The sequence below is a fragment of the Marinobacter sp. MIT932201 genome (assembly GCF_047123295.1).
Classification (GTDB): Bacteria; Pseudomonadota; Gammaproteobacteria; order Pseudomonadales; family Oleiphilaceae; genus Marinobacter; species Marinobacter salsuginis.
In genome coordinates this window covers 2052094-2070089 of sequence record NZ_CP138917.1, presented here as the reverse complement: position 1 = coordinate 2070089, position 17996 = coordinate 2052094, and the positions used below count along the sequence as shown (strand labels likewise).

12 protein-coding genes and 2 tRNA genes are annotated in these 17996 nt (G+C 57.3%); 4 read left to right on the top strand and 10 right to left on the bottom strand.

Annotated elements, in window-relative coordinates; translation table 11 throughout:
• Window positions 1–54 precede the first annotated feature (54 nt).
• Entirely contained in the window at window positions 55–873 is an 819-nt protein-coding gene (locus SIC15_RS09360) for an SDR family NAD(P)-dependent oxidoreductase (protein WP_412537545.1), read from the top strand.
• Here SIC15_RS09360 and SIC15_RS09355 read toward each other — a convergent pair.
• From SIC15_RS09355 to SIC15_RS09345, 3 genes are read right to left on the bottom strand one after another with little or no spacing between them, the layout of a single operon-like run.
• Window positions 860–2218: an NADH:flavin oxidoreductase/NADH oxidase family protein gene (locus SIC15_RS09355; protein WP_412537544.1), complete on the bottom strand. Its 1359-nt coding sequence runs from the start codon at window positions 2216–2218 to the stop codon at window positions 860–862. The two genes, SIC15_RS09360 and SIC15_RS09355, sit on opposite strands and share 14 nt — an antisense overlap.
• Window positions 2219–2278: 60 nt before the next feature.
• On the bottom strand, window positions 2279–3586 hold the full coding sequence (locus tag SIC15_RS09350) for a DUF3883 domain-containing protein (protein ID WP_412537543.1): 1308 nt from the start codon (window positions 3584–3586) through the stop codon (window positions 2279–2281).
• The gene (locus SIC15_RS09345; RefSeq protein ID WP_412537542.1) at window positions 3583–3924 is read right to left on the bottom strand and encodes an HIT family protein; all 342 of its coding nucleotides are present in this window, start codon (window positions 3922–3924) and stop codon (window positions 3583–3585) included. Before SIC15_RS09345 ends, SIC15_RS09350 begins: the two co-directional genes overlap by 4 nt.
• Before the next feature lie 485 nt (window positions 3925–4409).
• Here SIC15_RS09345 and SIC15_RS09340 point away from each other — a divergent pair, with 485 nt between their 5' ends.
• Window positions 4410–5261 (top strand): NotI family restriction endonuclease, encoded by an 852-nt coding sequence (locus SIC15_RS09340; RefSeq protein WP_412537541.1) that lies wholly within the window; start codon window positions 4410–4412, stop codon window positions 5259–5261.
• A 3-nt stretch (window positions 5262–5264) separates the two neighbouring features.
• On the opposite strand, the gene SIC15_RS09335 is transcribed toward SIC15_RS09340, so the two are convergent.
• The 7 genes from SIC15_RS09335 to SIC15_RS09305 form a co-directional block, all read right to left on the bottom strand.
• Window positions 5265–6494 (bottom strand): DNA cytosine methyltransferase, encoded by a 1230-nt coding sequence (locus SIC15_RS09335; protein ID WP_412537540.1) that lies wholly within the window; start codon window positions 6492–6494, stop codon window positions 5265–5267.
• Between the two features lie 468 nt (window positions 6495–6962).
• Window positions 6963–9611, bottom strand: a complete 2649-nt coding sequence (locus tag SIC15_RS09330) for an AAA family ATPase (RefSeq protein ID WP_412537539.1) — start codon at window positions 9609–9611, stop codon at window positions 6963–6965.
• On the bottom strand, window positions 9608–10729 hold the full coding sequence (locus tag SIC15_RS09325) for a metallophosphoesterase family protein (protein WP_412537538.1): 1122 nt from the start codon (window positions 10727–10729) through the stop codon (window positions 9608–9610). The genes SIC15_RS09330 and SIC15_RS09325 overlap by 4 nt, the downstream gene beginning before the upstream one ends.
• Window positions 10730–10867: 138 nt before the next feature.
• Entirely contained in the window at window positions 10868–13738 is a 2871-nt protein-coding gene (fdhF, locus tag SIC15_RS09320; RefSeq protein WP_412537537.1) for a formate dehydrogenase subunit alpha, read from the bottom strand.
• Between the two features lie 11 nt (window positions 13739–13749).
• The gene (locus SIC15_RS09315; protein ID WP_412537536.1) at window positions 13750–15465 is read right to left on the bottom strand and encodes an NADH-ubiquinone oxidoreductase-F iron-sulfur binding region domain-containing protein; all 1716 of its coding nucleotides are present in this window, start codon (window positions 15463–15465) and stop codon (window positions 13750–13752) included.
• Window positions 15466–15631: 166 nt separating this feature from the next.
• Window positions 15632–15705: transfer RNA gene (locus SIC15_RS09310), tRNA-Cys, on the bottom strand.
• Window positions 15706–15765: 60 nt separating this feature from the next.
• Window positions 15766–15841 (bottom strand) — tRNA-Gly (locus tag SIC15_RS09305).
• 152 nt (window positions 15842–15993) lie between these two features.
• Here SIC15_RS09305 and SIC15_RS09300 point away from each other — a divergent pair.
• Together SIC15_RS09300 and SIC15_RS09295 are read left to right on the top strand one after the other, a co-directional pair.
• Complete coding sequence (locus SIC15_RS09300) at window positions 15994–17160, top strand: MlaE family ABC transporter permease (protein WP_412537535.1); 1167 nt, start codon at window positions 15994–15996, stop codon at window positions 17158–17160.
• An 11-nt stretch (window positions 17161–17171) separates the two neighbouring features.
• Window positions 17172–17996: an ABC transporter ATP-binding protein gene (locus SIC15_RS09295; protein WP_412537534.1), complete on the top strand. Its 825-nt coding sequence runs from the start codon at window positions 17172–17174 to the stop codon at window positions 17994–17996.

The following is a 17996-nucleotide window of genomic DNA, read 5'->3' as shown; positions in this document are numbered from 1 at the left end:
CGATTCTCAAAAGGATCGGGATTCCCGGCAAAAAATGACCATGCGGAGTTTACAATGACCAAACTCGCCCTGATAACCGGCGCCAGCGCAGGCATTGGCCATGAGGCCTGCGCTCTCTTTGCCAGGAAAGGCTACAGGGTTATCGCCCTCTCAAGACAACCAACCGGCGTGGAATCCGCAGATCGGGAGCTGGCGCTGGATCTTACGTCCTTCGAGCAGATTGAAGGCCTGGCCGGTGCGCTGGACACTGAAATTGCGGAGGCGGAGCAAGTTATTCTTGTTAACAACTCCGGCTACGGGCAGTTTGGCGCGCTGAGCGACCTGCCCGAATCCATGTGGCAAAAGCAGTTCAGCACCCACGTATTCGGCCCCATCAAACTGGCCGCCGTCTGCCTGCGGCTCTGCGAGCAACACAGAACACCTCTGAGGGTCATTGCCGTAAGCTCCGTTCTCTCACTGACGCCCCAGAAAATGAAAGGCGCCTACTGTGCCGCCAAATCCGCAATGAACACGGCCCACGAGAGCTTCTGGTTTGATGAACAGGGCAGCGAAAGCCTGGAGAGTGTCTCGCTCGTGCTCCCGGGCCCAGTTAAGACCCGGTTCAGAGAACATGCCCTGGCCGCTTTGCAGCCGGTGCTTGGGCGAGCGAGCGAGGTGCACCGGGACAAGTACGAAGCCATGGAAGCAGCGCTCGCGCCGGGTGCCAGCTTCAAGCCGTTTACAGCCAGTGCATCGGATGTCGCCAAAAAGATAGTCACAGCTGCCGAGGCGACCAGACCCAAACCTCGATATCTCGTGACACCCCAGACCTACGCCGGCGAATTTATTACCCGGTTTATTCCCCGCTCGATCCAGAGAATCATCTTGAGGTAGAGCGAGCCTTCTTTATCCGCCGGGCCCGGGCCAGTTCATCCTTCACGTAAGCCCCGATGGCCTTAAGGATACCCAGGTCCGAGTCAGCCGCTTCGTCATCGGCCAGCCGGAAAATCTGCTGGTAGTACCACGCCTGGCCGCCTAGAACGTTAATCACCTTGAACGACATCAAAGGACTGGCTGGTGAGAAGAGCCCGCTCTGGGCGAGTTTGATGTCATCCTCATAACAGACCGTCTTCTCGATGTGCCTTTCAAGCAGATCCCTGGGCGTAGCCGGGTCCGTACAGAGCGGTCGGCCCAGGCCAATCACGTCGGTCTCGCCATTTGCGACCACCTCTTCCATGAACGCCCGCGACCGAAATCCACCGGTGACCATCAGCGGGCAATCGCACACCTCGCGAATCTTCTGGGCGTAATCCAGGAAGTACGCCTCCCGCTTGCGAGTGCTTTCCCGCATGGCCGGCCCCTCGCTCGCCGTGTCGGCATCACCGCTGAACCCAAGCAGCCGTGGCTGTTCGTAGGTGCCGCCAGACACCTCCAGCAGATCAATCCCCTCCTCATTGAGCCAGCGCACCACTTTCACAGACTCATCAAGACTAAAACCGTCCTTGCGGAAATCGTCGGAATTCAGCTTTACCGCCACCGGGAACTCAGGCCCCACAGCCGCACGAGTTGCCCGCACCACCTCAAGCAGGAATCGGGCGCGATTTTCCAGCGACCCACCCCAGCGATCGGTGCGCTGATTGGTGACCGGCGACAGAAAAGACGACAGCAGATACCCATGAGCCCCGTGTACCTGAACGCCCGTGAAGCCAGCCTCCTTGGCGATCCGGGCCACATTGGCAAAGCGCTGGATAAAATCGAGGATCTCCGGCTCCGTCAGTGCCCTTGGGCGGGCGTAGTTGCCCATCAAAGATAGTTGCACCGCCGAAGGCCCCATCGGGCGCGAGGTCACGTAACGCGGCGACTGGCGACCGGCGTGGGAGATCTGCATCCACAAATGGTTTCCGTTACGGGTGCCCGCTTCGGCCCAGGCACGCAACTGCGCCATAGCCTCCGGTTCGCCTTCAGCCGGCGCGGGATCGATCGCCACGTTACCCGGCCGCTCAAGCACCCGGTGATCAATCATCACGTTGCCGGTAATCAGCAGCCCTGCTCCGCCTTCCGACCAGCGGCGGTATAGGGTTTCATGGCGGTGGGTGGCGTGGAGTTGATCGTCTGACAGGCCCTCGGTCATGGCGGCCTTGGCGATTCGGTTGGCCAGGACGGCTCCGCAGGGGAGTTTCAGGGGTTTGGCGAGCGGTGATTTTTCGCGGGTAATTGAGTCAGCAGAATCGAACGACACGATTATTTACCTCTGAATGAAAAAACTTTTGAACAACGCAACGATCCTGCCATCAACGAACTAGAACCGGGCTCGGTAGTTTTGCGGCATCAAATGCACATGCTGTTCGATTGCTCCCGGCAAAATGAACAATCTCGGAGCGGTGGTAAATTCGTAAACTCGGTAAAGGAGAAACGAGTCTGAGTAGTCATTGGAAAATGCACGCTCGTTCTCGCTAATAAAAAACGGCAAATATTTCCCTGAGTTCGTCGCCTTAACCTCCAGGAAACGCTCTTGATCCCCAGTCGAGTCAAAAGACCGAATGTCGAAACCTAATCCGTCGCCACGGTCTTTGCTGGACCATTCAACCTCCGCAGCCAGGTCAGGCCTGCCTTGAGCAGTGAGCCGCTGCCTTTCCATGCGAAGTACGAAACCTTCCGCCCTCTCACCCAACTGACGGTTGCGACGCTCACGTTCAGGGAAATCGACATGTCTGGCAAGATAACTGGGCCTGATCTCATCGACATGAGGAATACGCTCTGGAGGTTCCGGATCAAACACCGAATTCCAGCCACGGTCATAGTATTCCGGCTCATCGGCGACTGTATCAGCGACCACGTGTAAATCCTCAACGAGCTTTTGATGGCCGGCAAGATAAGACAGAACCACGGATTTGAGCTGTTTCTGGTAGTTGAAATAAGGTTTGTAGCCAGGGATGTATGGAAGTCCTAGTTCCAATAACACGGCACTAACGTTTTGATGCTTGTCTTCGATTGATCTCTCAGAGCGACCGTTCAGGCGGGGTTGGAGCGCCCTGCGATGGGCAGACTTGTTGTATTTTGCCCCCGCGAGCTCTTTCTCCAACATCGTTACGTACTCATTGACTAGAAACTCGCACTCCAGCCAGTCCCAGCCGCCACGCTCAGGTTTGAGGAGCTCACGAATCGACGTGTCATCGAGATTAACCAGAAGAGCTGATCTCAGAAGCTCGCGGGCAACCTGGTTAGTCATCAGCTCGAACAGCTCATCGTCCAGAAATGCGTGGTCAATGTGAGCGTTAATGACGCCCGGCGATGTTGCCGTTGTCAGTTGCTCATATGACTCTTGCTGACCGGCTTTAGCTTTGAAGTGCCAAAACCCTTCGCTTCGCAGATGGAAATACGGTAAGTGGGGATTGTTACGATCGGAAGGAGACGCGAATTCTTGAAAACGCTTGGTGAAGTGACTTTTAAGATTATCGTCAAAATAGAGACGATTATGCTCAACTTCACCAGACTCAATAAGATCCATGACTGCCTGCAACATCGCCACTTTGTGAGGGCTTTTATTAGCGCCTCCACTGTTCAGGCGAAGCATTGAGAAGCGTTTCTCATAATTCAGCAAACTCACTGGCCCCTCCAGTAATCCGCTTTCTCAGGAATCACCCATCGAACCCCACCCCGGGGATCCTGCTGGTCGCCTGCATACCTGGGAATCAGGTGACAATGCATGTGCAGAACCGTCTGACCTGCTGCCGCTCCACAGTTCATACCGATATTGTAACCATCCGGCTGGTAACGCTCTTCAAGCCACTGCTTGCCATGTTCGACCAGCTCCATGATGGCTTTTTGTTCTGCTGCGGAAAGGTCAAACCAGTCAGCGGCATGGCGATTGGGGACAATCAACAAATGGCCTTTGGATACCGGAAAGGCGTCCAGGCGGATATAAGCCAGCGCGTTGGATGTCATGGGACCATTGTCTGATGTTCCATTGAGGCAGCAAAAAGGACAGCTATGTTTCATTGCAATCTTCCAACTAAGGATTCCGAGCACGCGCACGCTACGGATTAGGTAACGTTAAGCTCTCAGTCCATCGTCTCTGCTTTAAAAAGCCCTGTGTAGGCATTCAGAGACAACCACTTCCTTTTCCGACCTTTGAACTCTAGCAGACAAATGATCCAGGCCTTGGTTTTGAATAAGCACCTGAGAGCTCACACCGCGATTCTCGCATGAACGTCCCTCTGGCACTGTGTCGTTCAATGAGACCCTGAGAAACGACCTCGAGCTTCGAAGGCGTTTGGTTGACACTCAAGGACACTTTGAGTTGATCGAGCCCATTCTTTTATCCGGACAGCCTTGCTCGACAAGCGCGTCGGACCCATTCTAGTTTTCTGATCCGTTCCACTGTACGATTCAGCAAGGCCCTGAAAAGTATACATATAGGAAGGTTGCTGATGCCCAGTTTTGGAATGGCGGAAAAGTATGGTTTTCCTTTAAATGATCTCTCCGGTCAAGCCAAGTCCTACCGTGATTCCAAAGAGTGTCCGTTTACCACCCGTCTTTGTAAAAAACGTAAAGGAGGGGGAGTTTGCTCGATTACCGATGGGCAGAGCTATCCAATAGTTTGTCCCGAGAGATTCAAGCAGAATCAGATCCTTTACGAAACAATTGTCGAGATAGCGTTTGGACGCACCGCGAAATACGCCGTTCTCGCCGAAATCCCTTTCTTAAAGTCTCATGATCAAGATGCGAACCGATCAGCAGGCAATATTGATAATGTAATTGTGCATCTAAATGATCTTGATGAAATCATTGATTGGTGCGCTTTAGAAGTCCAAGCTGTTTACTTTAGCGGCAAAGAAATGGGACCCGAGGCGAAAGCATTCGAACGAACGGGGACGTTAATCGAGCCAGCACAGCGTAGACCAGACTTTCGATCATCAGGCCCTAAACGACTGCTTCCCCAATTAGAAATAAAGGTTCCCACACTACGCCGCTGGGGGAAAAAGATGTTCGTTGCTATTGATCGACCTTTTTTTCAGTGGCTCCCAACTATTAAATCCGTGGAGGATATAAGCAACGCAGATATTTGCTGGCTGTCTTTCAATCTAGATACCTCCCAGACTCCTTTTCAGTTGAAACATGACCAGTCGGTTTTCGCCACACTAGAGGATTCAAGAGAGGGGTTGGTCGCAGGTTACGCGCCACCTAAACACGAATTTGAAATAGATATCGAGAAGGCAATGAATGCTAAAAACAAAAATAAAAACAAAGTTATATTCAGAGGTAACATGCCTAGTCAGTAAATACTAAACCTCAAGTTTCAGTTGTTGCTCCAGTTGAACTTCGGCCATACCTTCATGATCCAACACTTGAACCAGCTTTCTACCGATTGCAGCGGCGAGCAGAGGGGGCACTGCGTTACCAACTTGTTCGTATTGCTCAGCCTTCGTACCTAAAAAGCGAAAATGATCCGGAAAAGTCTGAATCCGGGCTGCTTCGCGTACTGTAAAAGTGCGATTCTGGCTGTAATGAAAATACGCGCCCCAGTGGGGATCGCATTTAGTTAGAATCGTCGAGGCAAGGCCATCCGGATGAACCCGCCCATATCGCTTGGTATGGTCAGACCTCCTAGCTCTTTGCATGCCTTTAGGGAGTAGTTCGAACGGAATATCTGTCCAGTTGCCACCGGGGGGAATGTGGCCAGCTCTTTCGATATTTACCGCACCTAGAGACGGCGGCTCATGATTGAAAACCCGCTCTGAGCATACCCGCATCAGTTTTTGAAAATCATTCTGGGGATCCACTCGATACTCCTGCTCTGCTGGGACTGGTTGTCCCACATAGATCTCAGGAAGATCATCAAGCGCTTCCTTGACGGTAACATGGCCTGGAAGCTTTAACGTAGCGGGGAGCGCTACAATATTTTTTCCGCCGAAATTTGAAGTGAAGTTAACGCGAATTGGAGCAGTTCTTAATGGCTCAGGATATGCTGCAAGGGGCTCACCTTCCCTCAACCCAATTACAATTGTCCGCCAGCGAGTCTGAGGAACACCATAGTGCGGAGCATATAAAATTTTGACATCAGCAGCGTAACCAAGCTCAGATAGCGCTGCAAGAATCGCCTCAAGAGTCGTTCCGCCATCGAATGATACTAACCCGGGAACGTTTTCAATAAGCACTGCACGAGGCTCAAATGCCTCTACGAACTTGAGGTAGTGCCTAAAGAGGTGATTTCGCTCATCATGAGAGCACCGGCTCGGAGCATTGATTGAAAATCCTTGGCAGGGAGGACCGCCAGCGATCAAATCCAATTGACCTTTTGATAAACCAAGCTGTTCACGAATTAAACCAGGATCTACACGACGAATATCATTGGTATCGACAAGGGTGCCTAAATGATTCGCTGCATACGTTTGCGAATACCGAGGTTCAATCTCATTAGCATACAAACATTTAAAGCCTGACTCTCGAAGACCTTCTGAAAGCCCGCCAGCCCCGGCAAAGAGATCAATCATCTTTAGTTCTGGATAATTCACTTAAAGACCCCGGCAATCAGTATTTTTATGAAAACTGTATAAGTATACAGCATCAAATCTTCCATACAACTGCTTTAAATTACGGAGAATGGTGCATGAGAAAAATACCGAAGACCAGACCAAATCGCTAATTTTTAGCTTAAGAAGAATTGCCCCAAGTTAGGCCTCCGCAAGCTCAAAAGTCATTGCTGCTGTTAAACCCAGCCGGGTTGATGTCCAAAGTCGCTTCGCGGTCGAAAGGCCACTAGAAAGGCCGGCTGGTTCCATCCGCCAGAAGCGGGAAGTCTGTGCTCAGTTTATCCGGATACCGCTGGATGGAGCGCATCGTCAATGAGCAAGCCGGCTAATCAAGTCTGTTCGCCAACTCAGTTGTGGTTGTAGCCTTCGGGTACCTGGCTACCTAGGTACTATCGAGAAAATGGTGAGGTAACGAACGGTGGCATTGGATATTGACTATTCAGAGTTCTGCTAAACGGACTGACTGCTTTGTTCCTTTGAAGACTGAATATCCACCGGCGGCACCCCCATGTCCTGCCACTTCTCCGGATGGCAGGTAAACAGCAATATCTGATGCCGGCTGGCCGCATCGAAGAGGATGCGTTTCATGTCTTCCAGTCGGTCGCTGTCACTGTGCACCAGGGTGTCGTCCAGGATGACCAACGTTGGCCTTCCGGCTTCTCGCAGCAGATCGGCATAAGCCAGCCGGCTGATCAGGCCCATCTGTTCCCGGGCGCCAAAGCTCAGTTCGGTGATCTGCCCCAGCTCGCTGCCGCGGCTGAAGGTGCCTGGACGGAGCTGTTCGTCGACTTCCAATGAGGCCTCCGGGAAAAGCACAGAGAGATAGTGGTTGAAGTGCTTTTGCAGGGGTGCCTGCAGGCGTCGAGTGAGGGCCTGGCGTTTTTCGGTGAGCAGGTTGAGCAGCAGATCCAGGGCCTGGGCGCGGCGGTGCAATTCCTGATAGCGGCGGTTGCACTGATCGTACTCGGCCTCTTTTTCATTGAGCTGTTCTTCCAGCCCTTCCGCGCCCCAGGCTTCCAGCCTGACTTTGATATCTCGCAGTTCGCGGCCCCGGTTTTCCTGGGTCTGGCGCAGCTGGTTGACGGCGTTCTGGTAGCGCTCGATGTCCTGTTTCAGAAACTCCGGGCGGGCTTCGCGGATTTCCCGTTCGCGGCGTTCTAGGCTGGCTTCCAGTTCGGCCTGCTGTTTTTCGAGGTTGGCGAGATCGGTGGTTATTTGGCGCAGTTGCTGCTGACGTTCCGGGCTTTTTTCTTCATCGGCCAGCCGCTTCCATTCGGTTTTTGCATTGTCGCGAGCCTGTTTCAGGGCAGACAGCCTGGACTGATGTTCACGGTCATTGGATTCGGCTTTATCCAGTGCACTGCCAGCCCGGGTGAACGCCGCCTCCGCTTCTTCCAGGGCCGGCACATCCTCTTGCGGATCCGGTTTTGGGGTGGCTTCCAGTTGGCTTTTGGCTTTCTTCAGTTCGCTCTCTGCCTCTTTCTGCTCGGAGACAAGTTGCTCAATGCCGGCGGGTGCTACGGATTTCAGCAAATCTTCGGCGTGCTTCTGGGCTCTTCCGGCGCTTTCAAAGGCAGCAAGACGTTCCTCTGCCTGCTCCACGGAGGCTACACCAAGGGTCTTAAACTTTTCTTCCAGGCTTTCCTCAAAGGTTTTGAGTTTCCTGCGGGTGCTGGCCAGTTCTTCGCCGCCGGGTGTTATGCCCAGAGTGCCCACACCGGGAATCACCAGTGTGGATTCTTCCAGAAGCTGCTGTTCGCCTTGGCCGGTTAGCGCTTCGTTGTTCAGCGTTAGGGATGCGTCGGCCTCCAGCTGCCAGCTTAACCGGGTGGCTATGGTCCGTGAGCGAATGGTTTCCTCGTTCAGCTGGTTCGCGGTTGCGCGCAACTTTTTGACCAACTCTGCATCAATCCGGTTTTCCCGGGCTTGCTGCCTGGCCTCCTCCAACTGCTGGTGGTATTCCTTTGCTTTGGCAAGGTTCTGGGTCAGCACCTGTTTTTGCTGTTCAAGCCGGCGGACATCCTGCTCCAGCCGCTGTCGCGTTTGCAGCAAGCCTGCGAGTTTGCGTTGCTTTTCCGCTTGCTCATAGGCGGTTCTGGCTTCTTGCAAACGGCCTGTAACCACGGGGGTTTGGGCTTCCGCGGTGGCGAGGTCTCGCTCCGCCCGGTCCAGTTCGGCTTTTCGGCCTTCAAGCTGGCGACTGAGTCCTCCCAGGTGTTCCTTGTTCTGCCGCAACAGGCGGTGGTTTTGTTGCAGCTGGCTGAGCGTGGCTTTCTCCTGGTTCTGTTGCTGCTCCAGGCGCTCAACCTGTTGATAGCGCGCCCGGGCTTCCTCCAGATGGCGCTGGGCGTCTTCCCAAGGGCGTTCGGCCTCGGCCTGATCATAGTCGTGGGTCAGTTTGCCCAGCCGGTCGACCTGCTCCTGGTATTTGTGTACCCGCTCTTTCAGTTCTTCAATCTCAACTTCGTATTGGGCGCGATCTTTTTCCAGTTTCAGATAATCGCCCCGGGGCTTGCCGGTTCCGGTCAGCAGGACGTCCCGCTGGCTGCGAACCGTTTCGATCAGGTCGTCGCCTCCGGAACTGGCCACCTCGCCGACCATGGAATTCAGGGCGGATTTCAGGTGGTCGCCGGCGTGCTCTATGGCTTGTTCGATGTCCTGCCCGGTACCCTGCTCCACCCACAGCAATCCCGGTATGCCCCAGTGTTCGGCTTTGCTGGCGCCCCGTTTCGGGTACTGGTAGCCCAGCAGTTCCGCCAGTTTCTCTTCCGCATCGTCTTCACTGTAGGTCTCGGTGCCAACCACCAGATCGCACCGCTTGCGCTGGAGAAAGCTCTTGGTGAGCCGCCAGGCACGGCCCTCGTGCTCGAAATCCAGCTCGATGGTGGGAGCCGCGGCGGAGTCGCCCCAGGGACGCAGGTCCTCCACCGCTGTGGACCGATAACGCTCGAAAAAAGCGGCACGGATGGCACGTACCAGCGTGCTTTTGCCGGACTCATTGGGGCCGTGAATCAGGTTGAGGCCGGGCTGCAGGTTGTCCAGAACAAAGGGTTTGCGGAACTGGCGCAGCTGTTCAATGCGCATTCGCTGCAGCTTCATTGCCCCGCCTCCTGTTCACGCTCCCGCAGTAAACCGGCCAGGATAGCCAGCGCATCCCGGGCGGTGTCATCCTGCGCGCCTTCTTGCCGATCGCGCAGGCTCTCGACCACTTCACCCACGTAGCCATCCGCTTTCAGAGCCGCAATGTCTTCGTCGGTCGGGGCAAGCTGAAGCCCACTTCGCTCGCAGCGAAGGCTGCGGTATCGTGCTTCTGCAACCGACAATGCCTTCAACAGGGTTTCCTCGCCGGCCAGGGTCACTGAGCCTTCAAGTCGAAGGTCGAATACGGCGGATTCGGGCAAGATGTTCAAACGTTCCAGTAACTGTTCAAGATCGGAGTGTACTGCGAGGGTTTCCCGAAACTGGTGCCATTGATACCGCCCAGTTGGTAGTCGCGTTACTGAGGGAGTTGCGCCGGGCTCGGACACCTCAACGATCAGGGCATTGCCTGCTTCGTTGTTACGAAACCGCTCCGGCTCGGGCGTGCCGCTATACCAGGTGCGCTCATCAATCTGTTTGGTACCGTGCCAGTCGCCAAGGGCGAGGTAGTCGAGCCTGCTGGCTTCGGCACGGTTCGGCGCGATGGGATTGGTTGAATCAATCTCGTCCGGCAGCAGGCCCTGAACGCTGCCGTGGGCCAGGCCGACCCTGAGAAAGCCCTCGGGCGTTTCATAGCCGCTGAATGGCTCGGTCAGATCGCCATACGTGTGGCGCTGGGTCAAAGGTGCGCAGAGGATGCTGAGGCGCTGGGGTTCCAGATCTATCACGCCAGGCTGCAGCGCGAGATGCACATTCTCCGGGACCGCACCCAGGCGTTGGGCTCGGGTCCACACGCTTTCTGCCAGTGCAGCGTCGTGGTTTCCGGGGAGCATGACCCAAGGGCCAGTAAAATCCTTCGTGGCGTTGAACACCCGGCGAATGGTTCGGTCGGAGACGGTTTGGGCATCGAAAACGTCACCAGCTACCAGAACCGCATCGCACTGGTGTTCGTTGGCCAGTCGTGCAAGCGTTTCAATGGCCTCGAACCGGGCCTCGACCAGGGCGGCACCGTCCTCCGTTTCGAAACGGGTAAATGCGCGGCCCATCTGCCAGTCTGCCGTATGCAAAAACTTTGGCATTTTATCTACCTGAAAGATCTGGAAATTTTGGCGTTATTCTAGACCAACTGCGCACAGTTTACAGACGCCATACGACGATGACTGTCGGTCTGGCAGAAGTTGGGCAGAATTCGAACAGAGCCCGGTTGGCTTCGACGGCTAGGCCGGGCTCAGTCGACACGCGGCGTACTTGAATTCCGGGATTTTGCCGAACGGGTCCAGCGCCGGGTTGGTGAGCACGTTCGCTGCCGCCTCCACAAAGGCGAAGGGCACGAACACCATGCCTTCGGGCATGGTCTGGTCGGCTCGGGCCGTGAGCGTGATGGTGCCGCGCCGGGTGGCGATTTGAATGTCATTCCCCGGTGCTACACCCATGCGTGCCAGCTCTGCTGGTGCGAGATACGCCGCCGCTTCCGGCTCACGCTCGTCCAGCACCTTGCTGCGACGGGTCATGGCGCCGGTGTGCCAGTGCTCAAGCAATCGCCCGGTCGTCAGCACGATCGGATAGGCCTCATCCACTGGCTCGTCCGGCGGTAGCGGGCTGGCCGGTGAGAATCTGGCGCGGCCTCCCGCTCGCGGGAAGGCATCGGAGAAGACAACGTCGTTGCCAGGGGCGTCGTCGGCAGGGCATGGATAGGTAACGGACCCTTCGCGCTCCAGGCGAGACCAGGAGATATGATCCAGTGAGTGCATGCCCTGCTTCATTTCTTCAAACACCTGCTCGGGGCCGGCGTAGTTCCAACCCAGCCCGAAACGCCGCGCGATTTCCTGTATAACCCACCAGTCGGGCTTTGCCTCCCCCGGCGGCGCCAGCGCGGCACGGCCCATTTGCACCTGGCGGTTGGTGTTGGTGACGGTGCCGGATTTTTCCGACCAGGCGGCCGCCGGCAGGATAACGTCGGCAAACTGGGCGGTCTCGGTGACAAACAGGTCCTGCACCACCAGGTGTTCAAGGGCAGCGAGCGCGGCCCGGGCGTGGGTAAGGTCCGGATCGGACATGGCGGGGTTTTCGCCCAGGATGTACATGCCCTTGATGGTGCCCGCCTTGATGGCATCCATGATCTCCACCACGGTGAGCCCCGGCTCAGGGTCCAGCTCTGTGTTCCAGAGCTCTTCGAAGGCGGCCCGCAGCTGTTGATCGCCTACCGGCTGGTAGTCGGGCAATACCATGGGGATCAGCCCCGCATCGGATGCCCCCTGCACGTTGTTTTGCCCCCGCAATGGGTGCAAACCAGTGCCGGGCCGGCCGGTGTGGCCGCAGGTGAGCGCCAGGGATATCAGGCAGCGGGCGTTGTCGGTGCCGTGCACGTGCTGGGAGATACCCATGCCCCAGAAAATCATTGCCTTATCAGCCTTCGCGTAGGCGCGGGCTACTTCACGAATGGCATCGGGCGCCACGCCGCAGACCGGGCTCATCACTTCCGGGGTCATACCTTCGACGCTGGCCGCGAGCGCCTCGAAACCTTCGGTGTGGGCGTCAATGTAGGCCTGGTCAAACAGACCTTCACTGATGATCACATTGAGCATGGCGTTGAAGAGTGACACGTCGCCACCGGGCGAGAAACGCAGGCTGCGCCAGGCGTAGGCATCCAGCGCCTGGCCCCGTGGATCGATGATGATCAGTTTGGTGCCGTTGCGTGCCGCCTGCTTGAAGTAGGTGGCGGCTACCGGGTGGTTTACCGCCGGGTTACAGCCGGTGAGGATCACCACGTCGGCCTGCAACGCCTGCATGAAGGAGGCCGTCACGGCGCCGGAGCCCAGGCATTCCATCAATGCGGCCACGGAGCTTGCGTGGCAAAGCCGGGTGCAATGGTCCACATGGTTAGAGCCGAAGCCAGTACGCACCAGCTTCTGGAACAACCAGGCTTCTTCGTTGGAGCACTTGGCGCTGCCGAAACCGGCAAGCGCGGCGGGACCGTGTTGTGCTTTTAAAACAGTTAATCCGTTGGCAGCCAAGTCGAGGGCTTCTTCCCAGCTTGCTTCCCGAAAGTGCGTTAACGGATTTGCCGGATCGAACTCCGGATCCAGTCCTTTGGGGACGCCCTCCCGGCGAATCAGCGGTCGGGTGAGCCGCGCCGGGTGCGATGGATAGTCGAAGCCGAAACGCCCTTTTACGCACAGCCTTCCCTGGTTTGAGGGGCCGTCTTTGCCTTCCACGAACAGGATGCGTCCTCGCTGCTCGCCTTTATCCGATCCGGCAGGTGTTGGCGCGTCTTTCACGTGATAGGTCAGTTGGCAGCCCACGCCGCAATAGGGGCAGACGGAATCGACTTTGCGGTCGGCGGTGCCAGAATCTCCGCGGCCCTGGGCATCAATCAGGGTGGCCGGCATGAGCGCCCCCGTCGGGCAGGCCTGCACGCATTCGCCGCAGGCGACGCAGGTGCTGTCGCCCATGGGGTCGTCAAAATCAAATACCACCTTGGACGCAGCGCCGCGATGGGCCAGGCCGATCACATCATTGCCCTGCACTTCCCGGCAAGCGCGCTCGCATAGGCCGCACGTAATGCAGGCATCCAGGTTGACGTTCATGGCGGAATGGGAAGCGTCATGGCCCTGGACGTGGGGCAGCGAATCAGAGCGTGGCGCCACATGATGAACCGTGGGCTCATTCCGGTCCGAGCGTGCCGGGATGCGTTGGCGCACGGCAGTGGCATCGATGGCCAGTTGATCGGCCGTGTCCCACAGGTGGCTTGAGCGGTCGGGGCTATTCTCTCGCTCAGGTTGATCCGCCAACAGCAATTCGAGCACGCCTTTACGGGCTGCCTTAACCCGGGAAGAGCCAGAACTGCGAACTACCATGCCGGGTGCTGCCTCGCGAATGCAGCTTGCGGCGAGGACCCGTTCACCTTCCACTTCCACCATGCAGGCGCGGCAATTGCCATCGGCGCGGTAACCCGGGGCGTCTTTGAAGCACAGGTGCGGGATGGTCTCGCCGGCGCGTTTGGCCACCTGCCACAGGGTTTCGCCGGGGTAGGCCTGAACTTCAACGTCGTCGAGTGTCAGGGTGAAGCTTGTGCTGGAATGGCTCATGGCGGCCTCCCCTAACCTTTCGCTATCAGGTTGCTGCTGGCCAGTTCGCTGCGGAAATCCCGCAGCAGGCTCAGTACCGGATTGGGTGCAGCCTGGCCCAGACCACAGATGGACGCATCCGCCATAACCGCCGCCAATTGCCGGAGAGTTTCCTCATCCCAGGTTTTGCGTTCCAGCAGGGTGAGCATTTTTTCGGTGCCCACACGGCAGGGGGTGCACTGCCCGCACGACTCATCGGCGAAAAAGCCCAACAGGTTGGCGGCCGCGGCCTGCAAATCGTCCTGATCAGACAGAACGATCACTGCCGCAGAGCCGATGAAACAGCCGTGTTCCTGAAGAGTGTCGAAGTCCAGCGGAATGTCCCCTTTGCTGGCCGGTAGAATGCCGCCGGACGCTCCACCGGGCAGATAGGCCAGGAGGCGATGGCCTTCGGCCATGCCGCCGCAGTATTCCTCGATCAACTCATTGAGCGTGATGCCCGCAGGCGCCACATGCACTCCGGGCCGCGCCACCCGGCCGGACACCGAAAAGCTGCGAAGCCCCTTGCGACCATGGCGGCCCTGACTGGCGAACCACTCGGCGCCCTGGGCATGGATGCGCGGAATCCAGTAAACCGTCTCGACGTTGTTCACCAGAGTGGGCTGGTTGAACAGCCCCTTCTGAGCCACAAACGGCGGGCGATGCCGTGGCTTGCCGGGCTTTCCTTCCAGGGATTCGATCAGGGCGGATTCCTCACCGCAGATGTAGGCGCCTGCGCCCCGGCGAAGGATGATAAAACCTGGCTCGACGATACCGCCCGTTTCCAGTTCGGCAATGGCTTTTTTCAGAACACGGTGCAGGCCGGGGTATTCGTCTCGTAAATAGATGTAGAGAGCTTCCGCCTCAACAGCCCAGGCGCTGACCAGTGCGCCCTCGAGGAATACGTGGGGTTCACGTTCCAGGTAATAGCGGTCTTTGAAGGTGCCCGGTTCGCCCTCGTCGGCGTTGATCACCGCATAGCGTGGCCCCGGTTCCGCCCGAACGGCCTGCCATTTGCGGTAGGTGGGGAATCCGGCGCCGCCCAGGCCGCGCAGGCCCGCGTGTTCAAGTTCCTCGGCCAGCGATTCGACACTCACTCGGCCTTCATGGCAATCGGCCAGCAGGCCATAACCGCCGGTTGAACGGTAATCCGCCAGTCCTTGCCATTGGATGTCTTCCGGGTGAATCTGGCCCTGCTTTACCGCCGCACTCACATTCCCGACGTTGGCATGGCAGACGTGATGCTGGCCAACTTCGACTACGGGCGCCTTGTCGCAGCGCCCCATGCAGGGTGCACGCCGCACACGCACCTGGGCGGGATCAGCGCCTTCAGACAGCGCCTGGTGCAGCGCCTCCGCCCCGGCCAGCTGGCAGGAAAGCGAGTCGCAAACCCGCAGGGTTATTGCCGGTGGTGGCGTTTGTTCGTCGTGAATGACATCGAAATGGGCGTAGAACGTGGCGGTTTCATAGATGGCCGCCATGGGCAGATTCATGAACGCCGCAAGGGCCCGCAGGCGAGGCATGGAGAGATAACCGTCTGCGTCCTGCAATACATGCAGGTGCTCGATAAGGCGATCGCGGTCTCGCAATGACGAATCGACGCGTTCGTCACCGATCAGTTCCCGCAGCTCCGTCAATACTGCCGGTTCCAGTTGACGACCCCGAAGGGCGGAGCGCCGACGTTTGACCACTTTTTCGTCCGTATCCATGTTTTTGACCAGGCGCCGGGGGTCCAGGTACAGCCTTGTTGGCTGGCTTGACTGCTTTGCAATCATTGAAGCATAGGAAGACGGGATGGCGCCAGACGATGAATAACGGAATCAACCGAGGGTCTGTACTGGCCTTGGGTCTGGAACTTTGAAGCTAGGGAAATAATGGAGGCGCGGGTCGGAATCGAACCGGCGTACACGGAGTTGCAGTCCGCTGCATAACCACTCTGCCACCGCGCCGGAAAAGATCGAAGAGATCGGATCTTTGTGCTCTCAGGTGGGCATTGAGAGACTTGAAATTGGAGCGGGAAACGAGATTCGAACTCGCGACCCCAACCTTGGCAAGGTTGTGCTCTACCAACTGAGCTATTCCCGCTCTTTGTTTCCGGGGCATTGCCTCGTCAACGGCTGCGTATTCTACGGATTACCGTTCGGGCGTCAACAGTTTTTTATCAAGTTTTTGTTTTATTGGAGATTGTGGGTAAGCTAGTAATTGGCAGGCAAAATCACTCAGGGATTCGACAGAACGTGCCCAGTCCTGATTCTTCCGAGCAGACCGACCCACAAACACCGTCCTCCAAACCCGGATCCGTGACCATTGAGGCCGGCACCCTGAGAGTGATGGATGACTGGCTGTTGAGTCATTACCGGTCTCTGGCGTCTCTGGCTTCATCCATGTCCTCCAGAGATACGGGCGCGTTATCAATAGACCTCTCGGGCCTGAACAGAATTGACACGGCCGGAGCATCCCAGCTGGCCTCACTCATTGGCCCCCAGCGCCTGCTGAAAGCGGTGGCCTCTGCCGACGACTTGCCAAGGGAAAAATCAGCACTGATTGCGGCCGTTTGCGAGGCGATGAGAGACCAGCCCGAGCCAGATCGCGGCGCACCTTCCCTTATCCGGAGCTTCGTAATCGGCACCGGTCAGAAAGTGGAAGGCATATTCCGATTGCTATGGATCCTCGTCGGCTTTATCGGCCAGACGCTCGGCACTCTGGCCTGGAACCTTCCGAGGCCCTGGCGCTGGCGTATGACACCCTTCGTTGCCGCGGTTCACGACACCGGCCTGAATGCCCTGCCCATCGTGGCACTGCTGACATTTCTGGTGGGTGCAGTGGTGGCGTTTCTGGGAGCGACCGTGCTGGAGGATTTCGGCGCGACCATCTACACCGTCAACCTGGTGGCGTTTTCCTTCCTGCGGGAATTCGGGGTGCTGTTGGCTGCGATACTTCTCGCCGGCCGAACCGCCAGTGCCTTTACCGCCCACATTGGTGCCATGAAGGTGAACGAGGAGCTTGATGCGATCCGCACTCTCGGCCTTAACCCGATCGAACTGCTGGTGCTGCCCCGTGTGATGGCCATGATGGTTAGCCTGCCTATCCTGACTTTCGTGGGCATGATCTCGGGGATGGTTGGCGGCGCCATGGTCTGTGCCCTGGTGCTGGATATCTCTCCGACGCAGTTCATGGCTATCGTTGAGCGGGACATCCCCCTTCAGCATTTTCTTGTGGGCATCGTGAAGGCCCCGATCTTTGCGTTCCTGATTGCTGTCATTGGCTGCCTGGAAGGGTTCAAGGTGGCCGGCAGCGCTCAATCCGTGGGCGAACACACCACCTCCAGCGTGGTTCAGTCCATCTTCATGGTGATTCTGCTGGATTCCATTGCTGCACTATTCTTTATGGAAATGGGCTGGTGATCATGGCAGGTATGGCAGCGTCTCCAAATCCTCAAACAAGCAATGAGCCGGTCATTGAGGTGCGGGACCTGTGCAACCGCTTTGGCGATCACATTGTGCACGAGGATCTGGACCTGGATCTTCTGCGGGGTGAAATTCTGGGCGTGGTCGGCGGTTCCGGCACTGGCAAGACGGTACTTTTGCGCAGCATCGTCGGCCTGAATGCGCCAGCCTCTGGCCACATCCGGGTGTTTGGCGAGGATCTTATCCAGCTTTCGGCACGGGCGCGTTCGCGCGTCGAGCAACGCTTCGGTGTGCTGTTCCAGGGTGGCGCCCTGTTTACGTCCCTGAACCTGCAGGAGAATATCGCCGTTCCGCTGATCGAGCACGCCGGCCTGAAACGGCCCGAAGCGGAAAAGCTGGCGCGCATGAAGCTGGCGCTGACCGGGCTACCGCCTGACACTGCGGTTCGGTATCCGTCCGAGCTTTCTGGCGGTATGGTGAAACGTGCAAGCCTGGCACGGGCCCTGGCCCTTGATCCTGAGATACTGTTCCTGGATGAGCCCACCGCGGGGCTGGATCCGATTGGCGCAGCCGCCTTCGACAGACTCATCGTGACGCTGCGGGATGCGCTGGGGCTGACGGTGTTTCTGGTCACCCATGATCTGGACACCCTGTACTCAACCTGTGACAGGGTTGCGGTACTGTCACAGCGCAAGGTGCTGGTAGCTGATACGCTGGAAAAGGTCGCAGCCACGGAGGACGAATGGGTTCAGGACTACTTTAACGGCCCCCGTGGCCGGGCAGCGAGTTACGCATTCAGGGATCATCTGGAAAAACGGAATCAGGAGCAGTAA